The organism is Paenibacillus selenitireducens, assembly GCF_002021565.1.
Taxonomy (GTDB): Bacteria; Bacillota; Bacilli; order Paenibacillales; family Paenibacillaceae; genus Paenibacillus_K; species Paenibacillus_K selenitireducens.
In genome coordinates, this window is record NZ_MSZX01000008.1 from 152788 (window position 1) to 178470 (window position 25683).

Genomic DNA, 25683 nt, shown 5'->3' on the forward strand with positions numbered 1-25683 from the left:
AAAAATATTCCTTTTATCCCTGGTACCCACTCTGGAAATACTTGCGATAGATTCGTTCAAAGCTTGCACCGAACTTCTCACGCAATTCAGGCCCCATCTCTGCCTCTAACTCGAATAATACAAGCTCCTGCGCAAAATGGTTCAACAATAACTCCAACATCGCCGGATGCTCCGTGACAAGCGCCTTCGTCGGTAGCCCTTCTCCCCGCATGCCAAGCATACTCCACTTACGGTCGATGACAATAGAGAATTTACGTCCACTGCGTTGACGCTCTAGCTCCTCGATATCCTGCTGCCCAGAATGGATTTGAAGCTGCATTCTGCGGAGCCGATGCTCTTCCACGCTGCCAACGACAGACCAGAACACTTTCACACCGCGTTTCTCAGCCTGCTCCAGTTCTTCCCGGAACAATTGTGCTTCTTCTGCCCAGACATCGACGATAATCTCTTGCTTCGCCCGATTCAACTCTTGGCGAACCCGTTCGAATACTTTCTTTTCGTTCTCTAAGCTAAAAAACTCCGTTACGTCATTCGTTTGCTTCGGCATCATCTGTTCAACGTGACGAATTGAATTTTGCAATTGATCCATAATCATCCGCGTTAATTCCTCGATCGGCAACACTTTGTAGAGCGTTGGCTCTCCCTTACTTAATAAAACAAATCCATGATCCACGAGCTTTTGCAGCGCCGCATAGACATTAGATCTCGATACGCCAAGCCGTTTTGCTACTTCATATCCTGACATCGCGCCTTGCTCGGCAAGAACGATGAGCATCTTTGATTCCATTTCCGTAAATCCCAATACTTTTAAATGTTGCACCAACTGGTCCATTCCTTATGCCTCCATCGTTACATGTCGCAGAAATTATACCACATGTGATCTACCTCATGCATAAAATGCTAGAATCCTAGGGACGGACGAACGAGATTCACGAATAATAGGAAGATCGTACGATCGATTTTTCGATGATGTGCTCATTCCAGCCTCTAAGCAGCATAACAGTAAGCTCATGGACAAATTCAATGATTTCAGTTTAGATGAGCTGGAACGCTACTTACGCTTATAAGAACAAAACTTATCGGTATATGGTCATTGGCGAAACGGGGAGTATTAGTGGCAAGGTTCCTCGAAGCGCATGGAAAATTACATTTTTCACCCTCTTCTGTGTCGTTGTCGTGTTATTTATTATCAGCTATTTCTACGGACAACCGACGACCTGATGACTTAGAAGGCAGAAAATGTTTGAATATGGAGGCACGCGAGGGAGCTTGCCTTGCTATGATGGATTTATGCAATATAGCTCACTCGTTGGAATTTATTAATGCGCCTATATTGGATATATACATGATAGAAGCCTATAAATCAGCAGTTATGAGGTATTTAGCCTATTCTATTGGATTTATCCAATATAGCGCATGAAATCGAGCCAAAAACAGCTAAGTTAGTGGATTTATCCATTATAGCGAGTAGGTTTCAGCACAGCTTTCAATAATTACAACTAAACTAGAAACGCCCACGGCGTCCAACAAAAAAGACCGACACAAGCGTAAACTTTGTGTTCGGTCTTTTTTTTGGAATTATGATGGATCTTATTTGCATTTCTTCGAATATTCTTCCACCCAAGCTACCGTCTGCTCCAGTGCTTGTTCTGCGCGAGCAATAGCTGCCTCGACTTGAATCGTCGCTGTACCGCCATACACGTTACGCGCATTCACAACTTGCTGTGGCTGCAGCACTTCATAGATGCGGTCATCGAACAATGGAGAGAATTGTTTGAACTCATCCAGGGTTAGATCCAACAGATACTTTTGGTTCTGGATACAATATAATACGGTCTTCCCGATGACTTCATGCGCTTGGCGGAACGGCAGACCTTTGTTCACCAAGAAGTCCGCAATATCCGTCGCATTTGAGAAATCTTGATTCACGGCTTGACGCATCCGGTCACGGTTGACCTTCATCGTCTCTACCATCGGAGCGAACAATTGCAAGGCGCCTTGAAGAGTACGAACCGTATCGAACATGCCTTCTTTGTCCTCTTGCATATCTTTGTTATACGCAAGCGGCAAGGATTTCAACACTGTTAACAAGCCCATAAGATTTCCATAGACACGGCCTGTCTTCCCGCGCACAAGTTCTGCTACATCAGGATTCTTCTTCTGCGGCATAATGCTGCTGCCTGTACAGAATGCATCATCCAACTCGACGAAATTAAACTCTGTGCTGGACCATAACACCATCTCTTCGCAGAAACGGGACAAGTGCATCATCAGAATCGAAGAGCCGCTTAAGAATTCTAAAATGAAGTCCCGGTCACTCACGGCATCCAAACTATTCTCATACACGCGATCAAAGTTCAATTGCTCCGCCACAAAATGACGATCAATCGCAAAGGTCGTTCCTGCAAGTGCACCCGCGCCGAGCGGTAACGTATTAATACGTTTGTAGCTGTCTTGCAAACGTTCGATATCGCGTTCAAACATCGACACGTAGGCCATCAAATGATGGGCGAAAAGGATCGGCTGTGCGCGTTGTAAATGGGTATATCCCGGCACGATCGTATCGAGATTGGCTTTCGCCTGCGTAAGCAGTGCTTCTTGTAATTTGCCAAGAAGACCAACAAACTCTACAACCCGCTTCCGCAGGTACAAATGCATGTCGGTTGCTACTTGGTCATTCCTACTGCGACCCGTATGTAGTTTACCGCCTACTGGGCCGATTTCTTCGATAAGTGTTTTCTCAATATTCATATGGATATCTTCGTCGGAGACGGAAAACTCCATCTCTCCGCGACGAATTTTTCCTTGTACGCTTAGTAAGCCTTCACGGATTTTCTCGACATCCTCTGCTGGCAGGATCCCGCACTTTCCAAGCATGGTAACATGCGCCAAGCTGCCTTGGATGTCTTCTTCTGCGAGTTCTTTATCAAACGTAATGGAAGCTGTGTATTCTTCCACTAACTGATCGGTCTGCTTCGTGAAGCGGCCGCCCCATAGTTTACTCATGCTAGCATCTCCTTCGTTCCGTTCGCTTGCGGCGGGGGTTGGTAACTTCGTGGAGAATAATAGGAGCTCGAGAGTAGGAGTATCATCTTCCGTCGCTGTTGAAATCCGAAAACTTTATTTGAATCGATTACATGGATATTTTCGGATTTCAAAGGCGATCGCTATCGCTCTCCAGACGACACCCCCACTCCTTTGCTACAAATTTTACAACACTAACACCGTCCCCACACCGCTCGCTCTCTACACTTTTATATTAACGCTTCGCGCTTTGTTCTACTCCAGTGCTTACTTTCAAACGCAATGCATTCAGATGGATAAAGCCTGTTGCATCCGCTTGGTCATACGCTTGCGTCGGATCTGCTTCCATCGTTGCGATATCTGGATTGTACAAGCTCACTGGACTCTTCACGCCAGCACCGATAACGTTGCCTTTGTACAATTTCAGACGAACCGTACCGGATACGTTGCGTTGGCTCTCAGTTACAAGAGCTTGCAACGCTAGACGCTCTGGTGCGAACCAGAAGCCGTTATAGACTAACGTAGCATATTTCGAGATTAAAGAATCTCTCAAGTGCATGACGTCGCGATCCATGGTCAAGGATTCCATTTTGCGATGTGCTGTGAACAAGATCGTTCCGCCTGGTGTCTCATAGACGCCGCGGCTCTTCATGCCGACAAAACGGTTCTCCACCATATCTACGCGACCAATACCGTGCTTGCCGCCCAACTCATTCAGCTTCTCCATCACTTGCAGCGGGCTCAGCTGTTCGCCGTTAATGGCTACGCAATCGCCTTGCTCGAATTGAAGTTCTACATATTCCGCTTGATCTGGCGCATCCTCAGGTGACACGCTCAGTACGTACATGCCTTTGTTGGCGTCTGCGCTTGGATCAAACCAAGGATCTTCCAACATCCCGCTCTCAAAGCTAATATGCAGCAAGTTACGGTCCATCGAATACGGCTTCGCCGCAGAAGCTTGTACCGGAATGCCATGCTTCTCAGCATAGGCAATCATCTCTGCACGGCCCGGGAACTGATTACGGAATTCTTCGGAACGCCAAGGCGCGATCACTTGAATTTCTGGCGCCAGTGCCGCAGCCGTTAATTCGAAGCGAACTTGGTCATTCCCTTTGCCTGTCGCACCGTGAGCAATCGCTGTTGCGCCTTCTGCACGCGCGATGTCGACCATACGTTTCGCGATCAAAGGACGCGCAATGCTTGTACCCAGCAGGTATTGCCCTTCATATAGCGCACCTGATTGGAACATCGGGTAGATGAAATCTTGTGCGAACTCATCGCGGAGATCATCAATGTATACTTTGGATGCGCCTGTTGCCAGTGCTTTTTCTTCCAAGCCGTCAAGCTCATCCTTCTGTCCGATATCTGCCGTAAATGCGATAATTTCCGCATCATAGGTTTCTTTTAACCATTTCAAAATGACGGATGTATCCAAGCCGCCGGAATAGGCGAGCACGATTTTTTCTTTTGCCATTGTCTCTCAACTCCCAAGTGAATAGTTTAGAATTTTTTAGTTTCGATCCGTCGAAACTTTTATAAATTCTATTGTGATAGAATAGCTGCCATGACCGCTTTCTGGGCATGCAGACGATTTTCTGCTTGATCAAAAATAATGGAATTGGACCCGTCAATCACGCCTTCGCTTACTTCTTCCCCGCGATGCGCTGGCAGACAGTGCATGAACAAGTAATCCGGCTTCGCATGCTTCACAAGCTCTTCGTTCACTTGGAAGTCCTTGAACGCCTGCTCACGATCTTGCTGCTCGGATTCAAAGCCCATGCTTGCCCATACATCGGTATAAATGACATCCGCGTCTTGTACCGCTTCGATAGGGTCTCGCGTAATCACAATTTTGGAACCTGTAACCGTTGCAATCTCTTGTGCTTGGCGAATGATCGTATCATCCATGTCATATCCCTCTGGAGACGCAATGGAGATATGAATACCCAATTTTGCTGCTCCAATCATCAAGGAGTGAACCATATTGTTGCCGTCCCCAATATAAGCAAGCTTCAAGCCCGCTAACTTGCCTTTGTGCTCAAGAATGGTCTGATAGTCAGCCAAGGCTTGGCAAGGATGCGACAAGTCGGTTAACCCGTTAATGACCGGAATCGTTGCCCAACGCGCCAAATCGATCACCGTACGATGTGCATACGTCCGAATCATGATCCCGTCCAGGTAACGAGACATGGTCTGTGCCGTGTCATGAATCGATTCCCCACGACCGATTTGAAGATCATTTTTGCTTAAGAAGAGGGCATGCCCTCCTAATTGGTACATTCCGACTTCAAAGGAAACCCGTGTCCGTGTAGAAGATTTCTCGAAAATCATGCCGAGCGTTTTCCCTTTGAGCGGTTGATACACCTCGCCGTTCTTCTGCTTTTGCTTCAAATCTATCGCGAGATCAATCAAATAACGAATCTCCTCGGGAGAATAGTCGCCAAGTCCGAGAAAATCACGGCCTTTTAAATTGATGCCTAATTCCGTTTGTGTTGTACTCATCTAGATCACTCCTGTTCCCTTTTCTATTGCGTAACAGCGGCTTTTGCTGTGAATAGTTCGTTGATCATGCTTACAGCTGTATCTATTTCTTCCTTTGTTACCAAGAGGTTCGGCAATAGACGCAATACGTTCGGCCCAGCAGACACCGTGAGGAGTCCTTTTTGCTGTGCTTCAGCGATCACGCCTGCAACCGGTTCGATGCACTCTATCCCGATAATTAGACCTTTGCCGCGGATCGCGCGCACATACGTATTGCCATCCAATTTCTCTTGTAACTGCTCCATCAAGTAGTCGCCCATCTCGGCTGCCCGTTCCCATAAGCGCCCGCCAACAATCGTCTCTACGGTTGCAATGACGGCTGCTGTAGCGATTGGCGTACCACCGAACGTGGAACCATGGCTGCCGGCGGTGAAAGCTTCGCGCAAATAACCTTTGCCCAACATCGCTCCGACCGGGAACCCACTTGCTAAAGCTTTAGCCACCGTGAAGATATCCGGCTCGATCCCGTAATGCTCATACGCGAACAATTTACCCGTACGTCCCATGCCCGTCTGAATCTCATCAATGATCAGAAGCAGGTTATGTTCTTTGCAGAGCTTCGCAATATGCTGTACAAATGCCGGTTCAACCGGAATGACGCCGCCTTCGGCCTGCACCATTTCGATCATGATGGCACAAGTCTGGTTCGTGATCGCTGCTTCTAACGCTTCAACGTCATGCAATGGCACGTGTTTGAAGCCGGCTGGCAACGGTGCGAAGCCCTCTTTTACTTTATCCTGTCCTGTTGCCGTTAATGTCGCTAACGTCCGTCCATGAAAAGATTGATTGAACGTAATGATCTCGTAACGCCCGCTGTTCAGAACTTTCTGATGATAACGGCGAGCAAGCTTAATTGCTGCTTCGTTCGCTTCTGCACCGGAATTACAGAAGAACACGGCATCCGCACAGGTATTTGCTGTTAATAGCGCAGCTGCTTTCTCTTGATTCGGGATTTGAAATAGATTCGATACATGCCACAATTCATCCAACTGAGCTACCAGCTTCTCCTTGACCTGTTGCGGCGCATGACCCAACCCCGTTACAGCGAGACCGCTCATGAAATCTAAATATTTGTTCCCCTGATCATCCCATAAATAACTGCCTTGACCTTTCACGAGGGAAATCGGATATCTTGCATACGTTGGAAATAACGAGCTTTGCACCTGACCTTGACCTTGCTCTTGCGTTCCACTCATAACACGTTCCTCCTTTCAATTTGACCAACCTATTTAATCTTCTTTATGCAATGATTATTCGTGTTCCGATCGCTTCACCTTGAAGTGTGCGGCTTAATACATTCGGTTCCGTACCATTTACAATGACAACTTCCTGAACATCCCCATGAATGCACTGCATCGCTGCTCGTACTTTAGGAATCATGCCGCCGTAGATCTCACCGGTAGTGATCATTTCTTCGATCTCTGCTACGGTGACGGTTGGAAGCACTTGAAGTTCGCCCTCGATTCGCTTCATAATTCCCGGGACATCTGTCACGACAATCATCTGTGCAACCCCAAGATGGGAAGCCACGGCTCCAGCCGCCGTATCTGCATTGATATTGAACCGCTGAACACCGTCCGCTGAAATGCCGATCGGTGCAATCACTGGCATATAGCCCATTTGAATCACACCCTCGATGATCGAGGCTTCGATATGGACCACATCGCCTACAAAACCGACCTCTGTCGAGTTCGGGACAGGTACCGTCTGAATCAATCCGCCGTCTACGCCTGAAAGCCCCAATGCCTTCGCACCGCTTACGCCGATTTTACGAACGATTTGCTTATTGATTTGACCTGCTAGCACCATTTCCACAACATCAAGCACTTCATCGCTCGTCTTGCGCAACCCATTCACAAATTCGGTCTCGATCCCCAGTTTGGTTAACGTCTCTGAGATCGCGGGTCCACCGCCATGAACAATCACCGGTGTGATTCCATCCGCTTGCAATTGACGCAAGTCTTCGAAAAAAGCATCAGGTAACGCCGCTAAGGTGCTCCCTCCACATTTCATAACAAATCGATGGTTCGTACTATTCCTAATCTGCTCGTTCGCAGCGCTTCCTTGTGTCTGTTCGCTCATGCTGATCACCTATCCTTACGTTCGATATGCCGCATTAATACGGACATAATCATAAGTTAAGTCACAGCCCCACGCCGTCGCCACGCCTGCCCCATGGTTCAATGCGACATGAATGGTCACTGTATTGCCTTTCAAATATTCCAAAGCCAATTCCTCGTCAAAAGGGACCGGTCTCGACTGTGTTAGTACCGTAATATCGCCTAGACGGATATCCACTGTCTCTGGGTTAACCGGCTCACCGGCACGACCTACAGCTGCGATGATCCGTCCCCAGTTCGCGTCAGCGCCGAATACGGCAGACTTTACAAGACTCGATCCAATTACCGTCTTCGCAATCGCTTGTGCGGATTCATCTGATACTGCCCCACTCACATTTACCTCAACCAGCTTTGTTGCCCCTTCGCCGTCTCTTGCAATCGCTTGTGCAAGGTGTTCGCATACATGACGGAACGCTGCGGCATAGGCTTCCCAATCCGGATGAGCCGGATTCAAGGGTGCATTCCCTACCAGACCACTTGCCATCGCAACAAGCATGTCATTTGTACTTGTATCTCCATCCACCGTAATCATATTGAACGTTACGTTTGTCGTCATCCCGAGTAATTGCTGTAATGCAGCTTGATCAATAACTGCGTCTGTCGTCATAAAAGCAAGCATCGTTGCCATGTTCGGATGAATCATGCCCGATCCTTTTGCTGCTCCTGCAATGTAAACCGTTTCACCGTTCACTTGCACCGCAACGCAAATTTCTTTTTTCACTAAATCCGTTGTCAGAATCGCTTGGCTGAAATCTTCCGCCCCGCCAGCCTCTCCTGTCAGACGCTCTGGAAGCTTAGCGATCCCGGCGGACACGCGATCCATTTTCAATAATTCACCGATGACGCCTGTTGAAGCGACCGCAACATAATGTTCAGGTAATCCTAACTGTGCCGCCATCTCATTTCGCATTTGGTACGCGTCCTGCTCTCCTTGCTGCCCCGTACAAGCATTGGCATTTCCGCTGTTCACAATCACTGCTTGAAGCTTGCCTTCTTGGGCAATGCTCTCACGTGTGACTTTGAGCGGAGCTGCTTGGAACACGTTCGTCGTGTAGACTGCAGCAGCTGTCGCAGGAACCTCGCACAGAATAGCGCCAAGGTCATTCCGATCTGTTTTTTTCAATCCACAATGCATGCCGCCAGCCTTAAAGCCTTGCGGTACGGTAACCGAACCGTCTTTCACGACGGTAAAATATTGATTCCCCATATGCTCTCTCTCCAATTCTCGTGAATAAACTCTATGGATAGATCGGCGTGAGCGACAATCCTAATGTCTCATCCCAGCCCATCATCAAATTCAAATTCTGAATGGCCTGACCTGCAGCGCCCTTCACCAAGTTATCAATGACAGATACGATCGTCACTCGGCCCGTACGCTCATCGACTGCAAACCCTATATCGCAATAATTGGACCCGAACACTTCCTTCGTCGCAGGCCATTTGCCTTTGTCGCGGATCCGAACAAATCGTCGTCCTTCGTAATACTGCTTATACAGTTCAATGAAATCTTCATCCGTATGCACGCCGTTCACCTTCGCATACATCGTCGACATAATCCCCCGTGTCATCGGTGTTAAATGTGTTGTAAACGTCACTACAACGGGCTCCCCGGCTACCTGTGTCAGGGCCTGCTCTATTTCTGGTGTGTGCTGGTGTTGGTTGACTTTATAAGCTTTGAAGTTCTCATTAATCTCTGCAAAATGTGAGATGAGACTGGTTCCCCGTCCTGCCCCGGACACCCCGGATTTCGCATCAATAATAATGGAATGCGGGTCAATCCACCCTGCCGCAACGGCTGGGATCAATCCAAGTAACGTCGCTGTTGGATAACAACCTGGATTGGATACGAAATCTAGTCCTTTTACTTCTTCACCGAATACTTCGCATAGTCCATATACGGCTTGAGCTAGCAAGGCTTCGTCTGCAGGTGATTTCTTATACCACGTTTCATATACGGAACCATCTTTTAACCTGAAGTCACCGGATAAATCAACGACCTTCAACCCTGCCTCTAATAACTGTGGAACGAGCTTCGCACTCACCCCGTGCGGTGTAGCCGTAAATACAACATCCGCTTTCTCTGCAATTAAAGCAATATCCACAGCATCCAGTGCCTCAATCATAATCTCGGATAAATGCGGGAATCCCTCGGATAACCGTTCCCCACTATTGGAAGACGAAATGACCGAAGTAATCTCTACATGGGGATGTCCCTGCAAGAATCGAATTACCTCAACGCCACCATATCCCGTTGATCCTACAATCGCTGCTCTTAACTTCGTGTTCATCGTACATTCCTCCCGCGTGCTCCCAACTTGTATTACATAATATTTCCATTGTACATCAGTTATTTCTCGATGGAAATAATAGCCGAATTTGAAATTACGTATTATTATACACCCGTAGTTATATATATACAACGATTATTTTTTGAGACCTTGTCGCATGAAAAAAAGCCGCAAATCCCTATCACGGCAAGGCACGATAAGGTTTACGACTTTTTATATTGAAGCTGCTATGTATGCAATTTGAAGCCTTCGCCGAGCACTTCTTTGGTATCGCTAATAATGACAAATGCAGATGGGTCAACCGACCTGACAAGCACCTTCAGCTTACTTACTTCCGTCTGTGACACAACGACCATGAGCACCTTTCGCTCTTCTTTGGTGAAGCCCCCCTTGCCTTGCAGCTCGGTTAAGCCCCGATCCAGATCATGGAGGATCGCCTCCTCCAGCCTATCTGCTTCATTCGAGATGATAAAAGCAACCTTAGAAAAGCCAAATCCGACCTGAATCACATCGATCGTCTTGCTTGTTACAAACAACCCAATTAAGGCGTATAGCGCCTTTTCCGGGGATAAGAAGATCCCTGCGCACAAGATGACAATACCGTCAAGCATCGGTACGGCCAAGTGATAACTGATGCCTGTGAAGCGATTGATCAGCTGTGCTACCAAGTCGAGACCCCCTGTGGAACCGCGCCCACGGTATACCAGTCCGAGTCCTAATCCAATACCAAGCCCTCCATAAATGGAAGCTAGCAGCGGATTATCAGTTGGTGACGGCCAGCTTTTGGTCAAGAGAATAAACAAAGGGAGAAAGAAAATCCCGCATAAGACCTTATATCCGAAATCTTTCCCCACAAGGACAATACCCAGAATAAAGAGCGGAATGTTAATTGCCCACTGGGTATACGCAGGTTCGATTCCTGTAAAATGCTCCACAAGGATCGATATCCCAGATACACCCCCGGAAGCAATTTGATGTGCGAGCAAAAATAAATTAAAGCTAACTGCGATACTGAAACTACCCAAAATGACAAGTGTATACTCCATTACTCCCAATAGTACGGGGTGCATTGGCTTCACAATGCGTTCGTGCCGCTTCGTTGTGTTGTTTCCCTTCATAGCTTTTCGCTCCTAGTTTGAATTCCAGCATCGGTTGCTCGCAAAAAATTCCCACACTATCACAAGTGTAGGAATTCTAGGCTCACTTTATTCGTTCTTAATCCGAATCTGGCTTCGTAAGTAGCCGTCGATAAACGGATCTAAATCGCCGTCCATCACAGCGCCGACGTTGCCGGTTTCTACTTGGGTACGATGGTCCTTCACCATGCTGTATGGATGAAATACATAAGATCGAATTTGACTGCCCCAAGCGATCTCCGATTGCTCCCCGCGAATTTCATCAAGCTGCTTCCGCTGCTCTTCGATTTTACGCTCATATAACTTCGAACGAAGGACGGTCATCGCCCGCTCACGGTTCTTGATCTGCGAACGTTCGGTCTGGCAAGTCACCACAACCCCTGTTGGGATATGAGTGATCCGTACCGCAGAGTCCGTCGTATTGATATGCTGACCGCCCGCGCCGCTGGCACGATACGTATCAATCCTCAAATCTTCTGTGCGGATATCCACTTCGACATCATCACCGATTTCAGGCACCACATCGCAGGAAACGAACGACGTATGCCGACGTCCCGATGCATCGAACGGCGAGATTCGCACAAGGCGATGCACACCCTTCTCTGCTTTCAAATACCCATACGCGTTAAAGCCTTTGATTAACAGCGTAACGCTCTTAATCCCCGCTTCATCGCCTGGCAGATAATCCAGTACTTCCACCTTGAAATTCCGTTTCTCTGCCCAACGGGTATACATACGGAGTAACATTTGCCCCCAGTCCTGCGACTCTGTGCCGCCTGCACCCGGATGTAATTCGAGAATCGCATTGAACTTATCGTACGGCTGATTCAGCAGCAGTTGAAGTTGAAAGTTCTCTAACTTCGCCATCAACTCTTTAACCGTCGAATACAGTTCCAGTGCCAAGGACTCGTCAGCTTCCTCATCCGCAAGTTCAAGCATCATCGTCACATCTTCATACTCTTGACTTAATCCTTGATATCGGTCTACGGAAGACTTGACGGCGTTCAGTTCAGCAATCACGCCCTGTGCACGTTCATTGTCGCCCCAGAAATCTGGCGCTGCCATTTTGACCTCAAAGTTCTCAATCATTTCCTGCTTCAAATCTAAGTCAAAGAGACCCCCTAAGGTCTGAAAGTCTCTTTGCAATTTCGCGTAAATCCTGTTTCACGCTGGGTTCGATCATGCCATCCACCTCATCTAACTTCGTTGCTTATTGCCCGTGGCAATTTTTATATTTCTTACCGCTGCCGCAAGGACAAGGATCATTGCGTCCGATTTGCGGTTCGTTTTTGGTTGGTTGCTTTTGAGCAGGCTCGCTGCTGCTGTTCGTTGAGATTTTGCTCTCTTCAACAACGGCTTGACGCTCTTGGTTGCGCTCCACTTGAGCTTTCATGATGTATGTCGCAACGTCCTGTTGAATTTGGTTGACCATCTCGTGGAACATTTCAAAGCCTTCGAATTGGTACTCGCGAAGCGGATCTGTACCGCCGTAAGCACGAAGGTGAATCCCTTGACGCAAGTGATCCATCGCATCGATATGATCCATCCATTTGCTGTCTACCGCACGCAATACGATAACTTTCTCGAACTCACGCATCATCTCGGAGCCCATCATTTCCTCACGCTCGTCGTAACGAACTAATACAAGGTTATAAATGAGTTCCACGATTTCTTCTTTTTCCTTGCCCCATAGATCATCTTTGGTAAGTTGATCTTGCTCAAGAAGCGTATTGTTCGCATATTCAGCGACTTCTGCCAATTCCCAGTTCTCCGGAATATCTTCCACGCAGTGTGCATCCACGACACGCTCGATGACCGGCTTAATCATTTCAAGCACGATTTCACGAATGTTATCGGAGAATAGAATCTCACGACGTTGTTTATAGATAATCTCACGTTGTTGGTTCATCACATCATCATATTGAAGGACGATCTTACGCACATCGAAGTTGCTTCCTTCGACACGTTTCTGTGCAGATTCAACAGCTTTCGTAATCAGACGGCTCTCAATTGGAGATTCCTCATCAAAACCAAGGCGATCCATCATGCCCGAGATATTCTCAGCGCCGAAACGTCTCATCAATTCATCTTCCATCGAAAGATAGAACTGCGAGGAACCTGGATCCCCTTGACGTCCCGCACGACCGCGAAGCTGATTATCAATACGACGGCTTTCGTGACGCTCTGTACCGATAATATGCAATCCACCGAATTCTGATACACTGTCGCCAAGAATAATATCCGTACCGCGGCCTGCCATGTTGGTAGCGATCGTTACGCTGTCTGCTTCACCTGCACGGGAGATAATTTCAGCTTCTTCTTCATGGTATTTCGCATTTAAGACTTTATGTGTGATACCTTTACGCTTCAGCATCTCGGACAGCAATTCCGAGTTCTCAATCGAAACCGTACCTACCAACACCGGCTGGTGAAGGGTATGACGTGCTACAATCTCGTCAACAACGGCTTTGAATTTACCTTTTTCCGTCTTGTAGACGACATCCGCTAAATCCTTCCGTACATTCGGACGGTTCGTAGGAATTTGGATAACATCCAAACCGTAGATTTTCTTGAATTCTTCTTCCTCTGTTTTCGCCGTACCGGTCATCCCTGCCAATTTGCGATACATCCGGAAGTAGTTCTGGAACGTAATCGTTGCAAGCGTCATGCTCTCGTTCTGAACGTCGAGATCTTCTTTGGCTTCAATCGCTTGGTGCAAGCCATCGCTATAACGACGACCTTGCATGATGCGGCCCGTAAATTCATCGACGATCAATACTTCACCGTCTTGAACGACATAGTCCACGTCGCGACGCATGATCACATTAGCTTTCAACGCTTGAGTCACGTGATGATTTAATGTAACATGCTTCTGATCAAACAAGTTATCCACGCCAAAAGCTTTCTCCGCTTTCGCTACCCCCGCATCTGTCAACGCAACGGATTTCACTTTAATATCTACCGTGTAGTCTTCTTCCGCTGTTAAACGACGAACAAAACGATCCGCAGCAAAATAAAGCTCCGTAGATTTCGCTGCTTGTCCGGAAATGATTAGCGGTGTTCTTGCCTCATCGACAAGGATCGAATCCACTTCATCAATCGTACAGAAATAAAGCGGACGCTGAACCATTTGCTCTTTGTACAACACCATGTTGTCGCGCAAGTAGTCAAAGCCGAACTCATTATTCGTACCGTACGTAATATCGCATTCGTATGCAGCTTGCTTATCTTCATGGCTAAGACCGTTCATATTGACGCCAACCGTCATGCCAAGGAAATTATAAATTGTACCCATCAACGCGCTATCGCGTTGCGCAAGGTAGTCATTGACCGTAATTACGTGAACGCCTTTTCCTAGAAGAGCATTCAAATAAACTGGCAAAGTACCAACGAGGGTTTTACCCTCCCCGGTTTTCATTTCAGCGATTTTCCCTTCGTGAAGAACCATACCGCCGATCAACTGTACATCAAAATGGCGCATGCCTAAGCTTCTTACGGATGCTTCACGCACCACGCAAAATGCTTCTGGTAATAGTTCATCCAACGTCTCGCCTTTTTCGATCCGGGCTCTAAACTCTTCCGTTTTGGCTTTCAATTGCTCATCCGAAAGCTCTTTGTACGTTGGTTCCATTTCATTGATTTGGTCGACCGTCTTCATCAAACGTTTTATCTCACGTTCGTTAAGATCGCCAAATATCTTTTTTACAAGTCCTAACATGTATGGGTAGACCCCTTTCGTATTTCGTACAAAACAGATGGTTTGCATTAAATTGTATCAGTTTGTGGGTATTGTCGCAACAATCCAGTATGGACTATTCGTATATACTTACGTTGTGACTTCCATGTTTGTTTCGTAAACTTCCAGAAAAAATTATTTCCAGCCGTATCGTATCTCATAAGGCTAGTATCACACTAGGACAAAATACATATACACGCTACAGTTACTGGCTAGAATCTCATATATAGAGCTCTAAATTTACAAAAGCTTGGCTCCCGAAGGAACCAAGCTTTCGCATGACTGCATATTCATAATCTATCTTGTTTATAATAAGTAGGATTCCATTTTCCTAAGTTTCATTCTAGTCCTGTTCAATAATCCCGTATTTGCCGTCATTCCGGCGGTATACGACATTCACTTGGTTCGTGTCCATGTTGGAGAAGACAAAGAAGTTATGTCCAATCATGTTCATTTGCAAGATCGCTTCTTCCACGTCCATCGGTTTCAATGTAAACCGCTTCGTACGGACAAGCTCGAGCGTATCCTCTTCATCCTCTAATGCAACGGCTGTTGCACCGGATTCGCGAATAATGGATTTCAAGTTGCCTTCTTGACGGAATCTACGATTCAATTTGGTTTTGTGTTTACGAATTTGACGCTCTAACTTATCAATCACAGCGTCCATCGATGCATACATGTCATCACTTTTATCTTCAGCGCGGAGCATCACTCCTGGCAACGGAATCGTCACCTCAACGCTATGCTTGTCTTTGACTACGCTTAATGTGACATATACCTCAGAGGTAGGCGGCACTTCAAAATACTTATCCAATCTACTTAGCTTTTTCTCTACATACTCTCTTAAAGCTTCTGTCACTGGGATCTGTTGGCCTCGAATGCTGTATTTCATAGAGCACTCCTCCTTTGCTTGAAGTTATTATAACACAGGCGTAGGCAAACTTCAAAATTTCTTAATACAGAAATCGGTGTAACTTTTTCCGTTTTTGGAACGTCAGATGGAAGTGTGAATTTATGCAAAGTTCTTGATACACAAGGGTTCGTTGCCTTTTAACAAGGGTGTGATCTACGTCACATGAACATCCGACGGCGGTGATGTTGTGTTGAAATCTATCGTTTGTTGTTATAGTACAACTCTATTGAGAAAGACATACAAAAAACAACCCTAGATTCCTCCAGGGTTGTCTGCTAGCTGAAATTTAATTGTTAACCATCGAACCATATGTAGCGCGGCTTCATGCCGGGATGATTATAATTTAATTACGTTAGCTGCTTGTGGTCCGCGAGCGCCTTCAACGATGTCGAACTCAACGGATTGGCCTTCTTCTAATGTTTTGAAGCCTTCGGTTTGGATTGCGGAGAAATGTACGAATACGTCTCCACCGTCTGCTGTCTCGATGAAACCATAACCTTTTTCTGCGTTAAACCATTTAACTTTACCTTGCATTCAAATACATTCCCTTCGTCTTCAAATGAAAGTGGCACTTGGCCACAAGACGAATATACCACCGAATGAAAGCGGTGTCAATGGGTTTGGAGAGATTCTATGAGCGACGTATCTAGCAATCCATCGCTCTTCATTTATACGGTAGACAATCACAAAAATTTTATCGATATATCCGCACTTACAATCACAAATCTCTGCACCTCCACCAACTTCTGAGGAGGAGGTTGGTAGCCTGTTGCCAACTCGATCCCTTGGTTCCAGGCCTTCGAGACACCGAGGTTCTTCGTTTTATACCGACTTCAAACATCACTTTGCTGCCGTAACCACGCCGAAGTACCTTCGGTTGAGTAATTGTTGATCACGATGATCTCGTATGTGTTGGGGCTCGTGTATTGGCGGATACTTTCGATACAGAGTTGGTTGTATAGCAGGTTACTGCGGGTGATGATGATGGATGTTTTCATGGGGGGCCACCTGAGGGGGGCAGGATTGATAGTGGTTAGGTGGTGTTGGGGTTAGACGACAGCGGATAAAGAGGTTGGGATGGTATTATAGGGGATGCAGGAAGTTATAATTTCTACAACCTACTTAAGCTATTCCGATTAAGATGTACAACTACCACAAAATAAAAAAGCCTGTCAAGGTTTCTCAACAAGCTAACTCCTAGTAAAAACAATCTTCAAAGATTTTAACTACCCGCAGAAAAACTTTTTTTTGCTACAAAAGCGTAATAATGTGTATTTTCCCAAGGATTTAATCTTTCTGGGTAAATATCAATTTTGTTGGTAATGTAAAAATCTGATTGATCTAATAATTGAATATCATTTTCTATATGTCTATAAAACACATGATACCACTCACCTATCTGTTCTGAATATTTATCAATTATCACATCATCGTTAATCCCACAAGCATGTTTAACAATTAGAATCCCTTCATCAGCCAACATGTGGTAGCAGTTTTTATAAATCTTTTGTACTTCCTCATCATTAAAGTAGGTTACCACACCAAATAAAAGAATAACGTCAAATTTCGAAGGTTCTAAAAAGTACGGAAGATCAGAGACAACCGTTTTAATTTTAGGAGACTGAATACAATGTTCCAAAAATTTTTCTTGATTATCCACTGATTTTATATAAGAAACATGTGGCTCTAAGCGATTCGTAATTCTTCCTGGACCACACCCCAGATCTAATACTTTTGAAGATTCATTTATATATTTGTTAATTAATTCAATGTCAAAATCAATTGTATCATCGTCTTTGAAATGGGTTGCAAGATTTGGATCCTCTACTTGAGCGCGCCGTTCAAAAAAAACCTTAATTTTTTCTTTATCTAACATTATTAACTCCTCTCAGATAAGTTGTATAAAATTATCTCTTCATTTTGAAAGTTATATCTATTCTTTAGTCATCGAGAATTTATTGCTATTAAGTTGTTTTGAACCCAGACAATAGCAGCATCATAATCAGATGGAGTATCAATTTCTTGACATCGAACTGGAATCGCCTTTATTGGTATGTACTGCTCAAGAAGTTGGTACACATGCCCTGATGTCATTGATAATTTCGTAGCATCCATTTGAACAAGACCTGACCATTCATAGTTACCATGCTCCCTCGAGAAATGACTAATAAATTCTTCAGAACCATTCTGAACTACATTTACTAATACAGGGTCTTCTGTTGATGGAATACAATAACCTATACTTTCATATGGATAGCGAAGGAATGTATGGAAGTCTTCTGGATGGACTAATAGATCACCGTCTAAAGAAATTACCATTCCCTGAGCATATCTGGCTCCAAGTGATAAGCTAGCTGCAGTTCCTGTTGTTAAGAAATCATGATTAAAAACAAAAGTTACATTCTTTCTTATCTTTAATACCTGCTCTATAACTTGATCGGCTTGATATCCCACTACCACACGGATATCATTTACCTCCTCTAGCATCTCTAACTGCCATGCTATAAGAGGCTTTCCCTCAATCTCAATGAGAGCCTTCGTTATACCTAAACCCAACCGTGAGCCTACTCCGGCACAATTTATAACAACTGTCTTAGAAACCGACATAATTGCTCCTCCTCATAGATAGCATGACTGGCACAAGCCAAGACTGAGTTTGCAGGAGAATGGACGCCTCCGTAAGCTAAACCAATTGTTGCTTCTTTAATCATTTCAGCATCGTTATTTCCTTCTCCAATAGCAATGAATCTTCCCTCGAAACTCCTTGCAATTTTACCCTTTTCAAGGACATCTGTTACTCTTATGATAAATCCGTCCTCTACTTCAGCTCGAGATGTATAACTTTTAACGCCAATATAATTGCATAAAGGCCCCACCCAAACATCTAAATTACCAGTTACAACATAGCAACTATCTCGATTTTCTTCAATAAACTCAAGTGTCTTTTCATTTAATGGTACATTCGATACAATATCCTGGACCACTTTAACAGGGACTTCTTTTAATAATTCCACTCTCTTCAAAAAACTTTCATGAAATGGAATAACCCCTTTAATAGTGTCTTCCGTTAATTTTTGAATTTCCTCATATAGACCTACTTCTTTAGCGATTATTGGTAATATTTCCTTTTGGGTTATCGTTCCATCTAAATCAAATAAAAAACTCCAACTCGTACTCATTATCTTCCTCCACCGCTTGGAATTAATCAGTTAAAGCTTGAACAGCCAAATCAAAGTCAAAGGGTTTAAGTACCTCATCATTAATAAGAGGCTGCCTCTTGCCAGCTCTTAATTCAGAAATATAATGAGCCCCTTCTGACATTGAAAGTATATGTAGCCCTGGTAAGCCTTGAAGAGTATTCTTAATCATATATGTCGGAATCATACCGTCCATCATATTTAATGTTAAACGTCCACTTAATGAGGCCTCCGTATTTACTGAAGAGCTACTGTTAGTAATAATTACATCATTCTCATTTATTATTTCAAATATATTTTTTTCCGCAGAATAAACATTAATTCCTTTATTTATTAATTCAATTTCAAATTCTTTATATCCTGGCCATTTGGGCAGCTTTACACTAACGCCTTGATTCCAAATAGCACACCAATATTGAAAGGTACTTTCAAAACCAATTCTATTATAGACAATAAACTCCGATAATAGATGCACAATGTTTAGTCTTCCTTTAATGATTGGAGGTGTCGGTTCCAATTTTTTAATCCATCCAACTTCCACAACCTTAGTATATCTCTCATAATGTTTAAGATGCGGTAGCGGTGATAAAAACACATCGAATAAAGGTAACCAAGGAAATTCCGGTGGATTTAAAGGTTCAATTAAATCATGTGGATAATATACTTTTCTTATGGGATTCAATCCTTCTAGTACAGCCAAGATGTGAACATTCGACCCGTGCGCATCAAAATGAATATTTTTGAAATTCATTTTATCAAAAAACAAATGTGCAGATGTTATTAGAACCACCTTTCTGCCTATAAGAGATTGTAAAGTTGAAATCGTAGAGGGATGCTTCATCATATCAACTTCCACACATTCATAACCTAATTTCACCATATAATTATACAAAGGATTTAAAACATACTCACTTCCATATCCAAGAAACAAGTATACTTGTGTATCTTTATACATCTGTACTCACCTCATCTTCCAAACGTGTCGAACGGTTTGCACAATATAATACAACAGCTGAATATATACCTTGATTAGCTAAATTGTAAAACTCTTCAGAACATCCATCCTTCAATTGAACAAAGGAATCCCTATGTAAATACCTGGATGTTGGTAAAGGCACACTAAAATAGCCACTGTTTATAAAAGCTATAGGCTTCACTTCAAAAAAACCACTACTATGCAGCTTTTGTCTAATCGAGTAATCATCAAGGTAATAATCTTCTATATGATCAATGACATGAGCTTCCTCATTTAATAAATAAGGTTGATTATTAATTGACAATATTAAGTTTTTTATCATAAATTGATATAAATTCAAATCATTCCCTTGAACAGGTATTCCCAAATATTCGAACTGCAAATTATTTTTTCCAGGAAGAAGGGTAACTTCTGCAGACAATGAAGAAATATTGTTACTTACAGGTACATTCACAAACAACCCCAATCCCGAAACTCTTAATATAGAACTTTCTACACTAGAGGTTTCGCTTTCCCAAGACAATTGAACTTTAATAGATTGACTTGTAGAATTGATCAATTCTAAATTGAACTTAGATTGGGTGCCAATAGCCCAACGAAAATAGCTCTGTCCATCATACTGATAGCTACTAAATCCATGTCCCCATACAATGCTTAACAGTCGAGTAGGCATTCTAACGGGGAGATATAGCATTTCTTTCACATTATGAGCTAACTCTTCTAGCATATTGGGGGAAAGAAGATATAAATTCGATAAATGAATATTCGATATCAGTAAGTGATCCACTTTATTTAATTCATCTGCAATAATTGCAGGGTGACATTTCTTGTAGACTCCAGGTTCATTATCGTTATTCAATGCACCATTTTCCAAAAAGGATGATGGTTGAATCCAAGTGAGATTTCTCCTAAGGACTTCAGGAAATAATCCACTAATAATCCCCCCCCAGTGGCCAATTACACCATAATAACCATTATGATCTTTGTACAGAAGTTCAGCTAATCGTTCGGCGGAAATAAATTTAAAAATCGAATATTCATCCTGTTTAATAAAACTATGGGAGTACGCTGTATACGTCTCTATTTTATAGTTTGAATCAACAGCAATTCCATTGGATAAAACGATAGATTCTGAAATTTGTTCTTCAAATTGATGGCTTATCCTATATTCGGTTTCAACATCTGAATAATTAACATTAATATTTTGCAGCATGTACCTTAGTTCATCAATACCTTGACTTAAAATCTCCAAGTTAATTTCTGTATCTAAATTTGTTGGTATAAAATTTTTCTTACGAATTCTTCTCATTATATAGTTCCTTTCATTTGGGTACAATTATATTCCCCTACAACTCTATCAACACATTTCCTTTTTTTCTTCAATCTTTATTGTGATGATATTTCTGCATGAATTTGCGTAATCCATTTCTGAATATGCTCTGTTTTGTTTGATATTAATTCCAACCATTCTAGCGATAACTCAAGGTTACCCAACAAATACATCGTAACTCCTAAGTTCAACAATGTTGTATGGTTCTCATTGTCAATTTCAAAGGCTGCTGTAAGGTAAGGAAGACCAGATTTGGGTTCAGAATGTTCTACCAAACACATCCCAATGTAATTTAATACTTCAATTACCTGAGTGCCACTACTGGATTTTACAACTTTTAGTATTTCTTCAACATCATATTTCACTAACTTCATCACATAATAAGAAGTGTCTGTCTGTATTATCAATTCATTTAGAACTGACTTGATTTCCTCTTCAAGCGTCTGCTTGGTTGCTGTAACTAGAAAACAGGATATAGCAAAAGTTTGAACTGATTTCTGGTTACTTAAATTCTGCAATTGCTCAACAAAAAAGCTCTCCATATCTGTAAGGCTCGAAGTTAAAGCCATAGATTCTATACGTTCAAATCCTGCTTCCTTACATAGCGGCTCTATCTCAAAACTCTGCAAATAGTTTAACTTTTGTCGATCAATTCCACCATTAATCAGATTATGCAAAATACTATGGTGTAAGAGGTGTGGAAGTATTAAAATACATTTTCCTGTACTACTTAAGCACTTTGAATAATAAGTTAATTCATCTTTTAGATTATCCCGCTCTTCAATGTTATTAATAATAATGTAATCAAAACTATATTCTCCTAATTCGTGAACATTAATACTCGCCACCAAGTTAGCCACCTTTGCGGCCTTCTCATTTTTTTCGATACCAAAAAATTCTGCCTTAGGATACCGATTTCTTAATTCAATAAAATATGCCCCAACGCCACAGCCGACCACCAAAACCTTTATTAAGGCGTCACGTGGATTTTGCACTTGATTTACCAAATAATAATTAATATCAGACAGCAGATGTGGGCTGAATCCCCACTTCCCCAAAAACTTCTGTTGGTTTATTTTCATTAACTTCAAATATCCTTCAGCATTATCACGAAACGAAGTGCTTCCAAAATGATGTATAAATGTATCTTTGCACAATAACAATCTGTACCCAGCCAAACGAATCCTTAAACTCAGATCATCATCTTCGTAATTACCTGGTGTAAACATTTCATCTAACAATCCAATTTCTTCGAGTACATGCTTCTTAATTAGAAGATTATAGCCAATCAACCGCCCTCGATCTTCCCATTGCTCGTGATTGCTTCGATTATATGAGCCCGCAAACTTCTGCATCTCCTCAATCGTATTGTAAGGAACAGGGATTTCTTGATAATTTGAACAATTGTTTGTAACTGTACTTACAGCTCCAATATGTTCTGCACTATATAATGCCAGTAACATTTGATCTAACCAATTTAAAGTTACTATAGTATCGTTGTTTAATAATAAAATAGAATCTCCATTGGAAACCTCTATGCCTTGATTACAAGCTTTTGGAAACCCAAAGTTCTGATCGTTAAAAATTACATGTATATCATTTTGCTGCATCAACCAGTTCGCTGTACCGTCGGTCGATTTATTATCTACTACAATAATTTCATAACTATCTTGAGCCGTATATTGTCTAATACTCTCTATACAAGCTTTTGTGTATTCTAATTTATTAAAAGTTGCAATAACTATACTAGTTATCAAATGAATTCCTCCTGATGCTCTTAGTTTATTGATCTAGTAAAATTGGAATTACGCTATGATAAAAAAACACTTTATTATATATCGACATAATTAGACAATAATATAAGACTTTAACTTCATTTCTTGTTAGAAATCACATATGTTCTTAGAAATGAAAGCTCCAGACCGAAATTAGTAGTAATTTAAATAACTTGAAGTAAATTGAAAACATCTGCCAATCCAGTATTGTTGTAAGTCTCACCAAATACAAAAAGGAAATGACCAGATGTAACTTCAGTATATCTACGAAATGCTCGTAATGCCTGAACTTCCGATTCATAACATTCTCTCCCACGATCAGAATGAACTGCATTTAGGAAGACCCCGATGCTGTACGAAGTACGTTGAAAACGATGTAAAATTGGGAGGGAAAGATAGTAAATTACCATAGCTGTCGCTGGAAAAATGCGGCCTTAGAAGGATGCATAATCTTATCAAAGCTTATCAACGCCGTCACTACTTTACACGTAAACGAGATTGTTACAACGCGGGAATTCTGATTGAATGCAATCGTCACTGTTTGTCCAATTTAAGTGTCGACCACTAATCTTGGGTAGAGCCTTTATTTTATTGCTGTATTTTGTATCAAATCGATTTTCTAAGATTAGCCTTAACCATTTGTTGCTTTATCGACATCGGACAAGATTATTAATAGCTAACTTTATTAAGAGCAAAAAAAATCTCCACTTTTTCCGATATTAATATATAGAGCTATATTTTATATGGTTTTTTTGTACACAAATAGGCAAGTAACTCACAAGGAGGATACCGTATGAAAAAACTATTATCGTTATGCATGATTGTAAAGAATGAAGAGAAAGTACTAGAGAGATGCTTGAATAGTGTTAGCAGACTCGTAGATGAAATTATTATTGTTGACACCGGTTCTAAAGACCGAACGAAAGAGATTGCATTTCACTTTACAGACCAAGTTTACGATTATCAATGGGATAATGATTTTTCGGCAGCAAGAAATATAGCAATATCTTATGCCACAAGTCAGTTCATTCTTGTTCTGGATGCTGATGAATATATTGATCTTACGAAATACAATCAAATAATAAATTTCTTATCATCTTTACCAAATAAATCACCTATTGCAATTATTGTCCCTATATATAATTTTGTTGGTTCACCAAACTCAGGGAACCTTAATCAGATTGAAGCTGTACGGATATTCTCTAACGATCCTCAAGTCAAGTTTGACAGACCAATACATGAACAAGTAATAAGTACTAAAGAAGAATTAGAGTTTGTGAGATTTGATTTACCGATTTACCATACTGGTTATACAACCGAATCTATGGAGCAAAAGCAAAAATCAAAACGAAACCTCAACATCTTTGAACATTTAAAAACAAACAAACAGTTAAATTGTTACGACAATTACACTTTGGGTAATGAATACTTTGCCTTAAGTAACTATTCTCTAGCATTACAGCACTATAGCTTAGCCTATAAAAATCAAGAATACGGAAAAACTTGGATGCCACAATGCCTTGCGCAGATGCTGCAGTGTTTATTTAAACTTAGACAATATTCGGAGATGTATGAACTTTGTGAACATGCAATAGAATTATGGCCTTCAGCTTGTGATTTTTATTGGTTCAAGGGATCTCTCTTTATGGAGATTGGGGCTGATGAATATGCTATTCAAGCCCTACATCAATGTATTCATATAGCTGAGAGTTCTGAAAGTTCTCAAACCTGGATAATCAGTCCAAATTACGGAAGTAACTTATCTTATCAATTGCTGTCACTTATCTTTCTAAGACAACATGATATTGAAAATGCGGTCCATGCTTTAACCAAGCTTCTATATATTAATGTTAATAATCAAGGAGTTTTACTTAAGCTACTTCCACTTTTATTAGATCACGAATCAATAGATCAGATTATTATGTTCCTAAATCAAGTATATAAGCAACCAGAAGACTATCAATTGATAATGCTATTTGAGACCTCTTTGTTGTTAGCCTCTGTTGAACTTAGTCACTATTACTGGAAATTATGTAAACATCTAAATTTTCAAAACCGTCCTGATCTTCCGTTTTATTATGCTGTAATAACAAAGAACAATGAGCTGATTATGGAGTATGAAACAAACAATACGAATACTACTGGCCGATTACAACAAATAAGTAAAATTCTAAAATCAATTCTTATTGAGGGGAATATGGACATTTCGATCAACGAAGATCTAAAGTCCTCATTACTAATATCCTTATTCCGCTTAGGTCAATATGAAATGTATGATACACTACTGAAAGTAACTGATTATAACCATCCCATTATAATCAATGATTTAGCTGATTACTTTTTTGATAACCAGCATATTGATTTAGGGATTGACTATTATTCAACGTTATTAGATAACAACCAAATAAATCTATCAGGAATTCTGAACATTTCACGTTATTATATAAAACAAGGTTATTTACTTGATGCTTCTGATTTCATTAGAAACACAATTCAGTTACAACCAGATCATTTAACTTTGTATATACTTTATTTCCTTACCTCAGAACATCCAACAAAAAGGATTGTTCAACAGTTTTATGATTTATTTCCTAACTACATACAATTACCTTTTGTACCGCCAATTCACAATAACTAATAAGACAAG

At 42.3% G+C, this 25683-nt stretch carries 22 protein-coding genes and 1 pseudogene; 3 read left to right on the forward strand and 20 right to left on the reverse strand.

Annotated features, from left to right (window positions below; all coding sequences use genetic code 11):
• Positions 1-13 precede the first annotated feature (13 nt).
• Positions 14-832 (reverse strand): TrmB family transcriptional regulator, encoded by an 819-nt coding sequence (locus BVG16_RS20075; RefSeq protein ID WP_078500921.1) that lies wholly within the window; start codon positions 830-832, stop codon positions 14-16.
• A gap of 206 nt (positions 833-1038) precedes the next feature.
• On the opposite strand from BVG16_RS20075, the gene BVG16_RS32490 reads away from it, so the two are divergent.
• Entirely contained in the window at positions 1039-1221 is a 183-nt protein-coding gene (locus tag BVG16_RS32490; RefSeq protein WP_144027427.1) for a hypothetical protein, read from the forward strand.
• Between the two features lie 369 nt (positions 1222-1590).
• Here BVG16_RS32490 and argH read toward each other — a convergent pair whose 3' ends face one another.
• The 19 genes from argH to BVG16_RS20165 all read right to left on the reverse strand — a co-directional run bounded on the left by argH (position 1591) and on the right by BVG16_RS20165 (position 23018).
• The gene (gene argH / locus BVG16_RS20080; protein ID WP_078500923.1) at positions 1591-3006 is read right to left on the reverse strand and encodes an argininosuccinate lyase; all 1416 of its coding nucleotides are present in this window, start codon (positions 3004-3006) and stop codon (positions 1591-1593) included.
• 253 nt (positions 3007-3259) lie between these two features.
• Positions 3260-4498, reverse strand: coding sequence for an argininosuccinate synthase (locus tag BVG16_RS20085; RefSeq protein ID WP_078500924.1), 1239 nt, complete (start codon positions 4496-4498; stop codon positions 3260-3262).
• 68 nt (positions 4499-4566) lie between these two features.
• Positions 4567-5526, reverse strand: a complete 960-nt coding sequence (argF, locus tag BVG16_RS20090; protein WP_078500926.1) for an ornithine carbamoyltransferase — start codon at positions 5524-5526, stop codon at positions 4567-4569.
• Positions 5527-5549: 23 nt separating this feature from the next.
• A complete protein-coding gene (locus BVG16_RS20095; RefSeq protein WP_078500928.1) occupies positions 5550-6761 on the reverse strand; it encodes an acetylornithine transaminase in 1212 nt (403 codons plus the stop codon).
• Positions 6762-6804: 43 nt separating this feature from the next.
• Positions 6805-7578: an acetylglutamate kinase gene (gene argB / locus BVG16_RS20100; protein ID WP_233147118.1), complete on the reverse strand. Its 774-nt coding sequence runs from the start codon at positions 7576-7578 to the stop codon at positions 6805-6807.
• An 84-nt stretch (positions 7579-7662) separates the two neighbouring features.
• Positions 7663-8892, reverse strand: a complete 1230-nt coding sequence (gene argJ, locus BVG16_RS20105; RefSeq protein WP_078500932.1) for a bifunctional glutamate N-acetyltransferase/amino-acid acetyltransferase ArgJ — start codon at positions 8890-8892, stop codon at positions 7663-7665.
• A gap of 31 nt (positions 8893-8923) precedes the next feature.
• Positions 8924-9973 carry an N-acetyl-gamma-glutamyl-phosphate reductase gene (gene argC, locus BVG16_RS20110; RefSeq protein ID WP_078500934.1) on the reverse strand — a complete coding sequence of 350 codons (1050 nt, stop codon included), beginning with the start codon at positions 9971-9973 and terminating at the stop codon, positions 8924-8926.
• 227 nt (positions 9974-10200) lie between these two features.
• A complete protein-coding gene (locus BVG16_RS20115; protein ID WP_233147119.1) occupies positions 10201-11043 on the reverse strand; it encodes a YitT family protein in 843 nt (280 codons plus the stop codon).
• A gap of 135 nt (positions 11044-11178) precedes the next feature.
• Positions 11179-12292 (reverse strand): peptide chain release factor 2 gene (prfB, locus tag BVG16_RS20120; protein WP_144027428.1). Its coding sequence is split into 2 segments (ribosomal slippage): positions 11179-12219 and positions 12221-12292, totalling 1113 coding nucleotides; the frame shifts between segments, so codons are not numbered across the junction.
• Positions 12293-12319: 27 nt separating this feature from the next.
• A complete protein-coding gene (secA, locus tag BVG16_RS20125; RefSeq protein ID WP_078500938.1) occupies positions 12320-14827 on the reverse strand; it encodes a preprotein translocase subunit SecA in 2508 nt (835 codons plus the stop codon).
• 361 nt (positions 14828-15188) lie between these two features.
• A complete protein-coding gene (gene hpf / locus BVG16_RS20130; RefSeq protein ID WP_078500940.1) occupies positions 15189-15737 on the reverse strand; it encodes a ribosome hibernation-promoting factor, HPF/YfiA family in 549 nt (182 codons plus the stop codon).
• 357 nt (positions 15738-16094) lie between these two features.
• Positions 16095-16292, reverse strand: coding sequence for a cold shock domain-containing protein (locus BVG16_RS20135; protein WP_078500942.1), 198 nt, complete (start codon positions 16290-16292; stop codon positions 16095-16097).
• 299 nt (positions 16293-16591) lie between these two features.
• The gene (locus BVG16_RS32895) at positions 16592-16756 is read right to left on the reverse strand and encodes a glycosyltransferase family 2 protein (protein WP_158081731.1); all 165 of its coding nucleotides are present in this window, start codon (positions 16754-16756) and stop codon (positions 16592-16594) included.
• 224 nt (positions 16757-16980) lie between these two features.
• The gene (locus tag BVG16_RS20140) at positions 16981-17634 is read right to left on the reverse strand and encodes a class I SAM-dependent methyltransferase (protein WP_078500944.1); all 654 of its coding nucleotides are present in this window, start codon (positions 17632-17634) and stop codon (positions 16981-16983) included.
• A 68-nt stretch (positions 17635-17702) separates the two neighbouring features.
• Positions 17703-18365, reverse strand: coding sequence for a phosphocholine cytidylyltransferase family protein (locus tag BVG16_RS20145; RefSeq protein WP_078500946.1), 663 nt, complete (start codon positions 18363-18365; stop codon positions 17703-17705).
• On the reverse strand, positions 18338-18937 hold the full coding sequence (locus BVG16_RS20150) for an HAD-IB family phosphatase (RefSeq protein ID WP_078500948.1): 600 nt from the start codon (positions 18935-18937) through the stop codon (positions 18338-18340). Before BVG16_RS20150 ends, BVG16_RS20145 begins: the two co-directional genes overlap by 28 nt.
• Before the next feature lie 22 nt (positions 18938-18959).
• Positions 18960-19910, reverse strand: coding sequence for a hypothetical protein (locus BVG16_RS20155; RefSeq protein WP_078500950.1), 951 nt, complete (start codon positions 19908-19910; stop codon positions 18960-18962).
• Entirely contained in the window at positions 19903-21240 is a 1338-nt protein-coding gene (locus tag BVG16_RS20160; RefSeq protein WP_144027429.1) for a hypothetical protein, read from the reverse strand. Before BVG16_RS20160 ends, BVG16_RS20155 begins: the two co-directional genes overlap by 8 nt.
• A gap of 77 nt (positions 21241-21317) precedes the next feature.
• Positions 21318-23018: a glycosyltransferase gene (locus tag BVG16_RS20165; RefSeq protein WP_158081732.1), complete on the reverse strand. Its 1701-nt coding sequence runs from the start codon at positions 23016-23018 to the stop codon at positions 21318-21320.
• Between the two features lie 368 nt (positions 23019-23386).
• On the opposite strand from BVG16_RS20165, the pseudogene BVG16_RS34205 reads away from it, so the two are divergent.
• Together BVG16_RS34205 and BVG16_RS20180 are read left to right on the forward strand one after the other, a co-directional pair.
• Positions 23387-23604, forward strand: a pseudogene (locus BVG16_RS34205) (transposase); the annotation flags it as partial.
• A 225-nt stretch (positions 23605-23829) separates the two neighbouring features.
• Positions 23830-25674, forward strand: coding sequence for a glycosyltransferase family 2 protein (locus tag BVG16_RS20180; RefSeq protein WP_078500958.1), 1845 nt, complete (start codon positions 23830-23832; stop codon positions 25672-25674).
• Positions 25675-25683: the final 9 nt, after the last annotated feature.